The 1,043-nt window shown below is 43.8% G+C and carries 1 protein-coding gene; it reads left to right on the top strand.

Features of this window, described 5'->3' with window-relative positions:
* A partial coding sequence (locus tag AC1Q6I_RS34770; protein ID WP_492618421.1) for a tyrosine-type recombinase/integrase occupies positions 1 to 724 on the top strand: 724 nt, incomplete at its 5' end.
* Between the last annotated feature and the right edge of the window lie 319 nt (positions 725 to 1,043).

Genomic DNA, 1,043 nt, shown 5'->3' with positions numbered 1-1,043 from the left:
CTGCTTCATCGGGAAACTCGGTGGGTGGGGTCGCGGTATTTTGCCAAATCAGAAAGTTTTTTTCAGAGTTTCCCTAACCACAAAAAAAACAATAAATATATCCATAACCAATGACACACAAGCAGAGAAAAATCTATACACACCCATTCAATCAAAGTCTATTATCAATATACTCTTAAACACCCTCCAGCCGAAAAGAAAACGCAAAAAAATCTTGACTACCACGCAACGAAAAATCTTTAATGCAGCCTCATTCCCCAAAAGAACCACAGTGAGCATGCAGATTACAACAACGCAAAAGTATTCCCCCAAGCTTTTTAACCTAGATCAGCTTACTCGAATCAGAGAAACTGCAGTGAACATGGAGTCTCTCGAAGAACAATTACTTCTTGCGATTATGCTGTCAGGCACGCGCAACTCACAATTCCTTCCTATGAAAATAAAAGACCTCGAAGTAACCGGTGATGGCCTTATAACTGTGAAAGGTGTATCCATTCCTTTCCCATGTATGCCCGCAACAATCGAGAGCATTAAACGTAAAAGCCTGTCAAAAGAAGACTATGTATTCAGATCCTCTGTGAATCCAGGTACGCACATGAATATGCGCGAGCTTAGCACGCGGTTCAGAAAGTGGCTGAAGAAGGCAAACGTAGACACCGAAGGAGCCACTCCGCACAACCTACGACTCTCGGTTATAATTGCGTATGCTGCTGCTCCCAAATAGCTACAGCGTAGTCTGCTAGGCGACTCCGTTGCCCCCAGCCAAGCTCAACAACAGTTCGCAGGTTACACGCACCGCAGGCGTTTTTCTGAAATAAACGATAGTCCTTCCAGGCGTCAGACTCGCCGCCCTCTACCCAGACACGCCGTAAACTTTGAAAGGAAATATGAATCATGAATAAGCACAGAGACCGAATTAAGAAGCTTAAAATGTTGGATAAAAAATCTGTAGACAGGATAAAACTACTTAGGGATGGTCTGAAGTAGCCATGTATTTCCCCGGCATACCACCTAGCGCAACTTTTAAACTCGCCAAATGATCA

The sequence above is a fragment of the Pseudomonas sp. MPR-R2A5 genome, from assembly GCF_058793055.1.
Note: the sequence above shows the minus strand (reverse complement) of the source record. Positions and strands in the feature narration are given on the sequence as shown.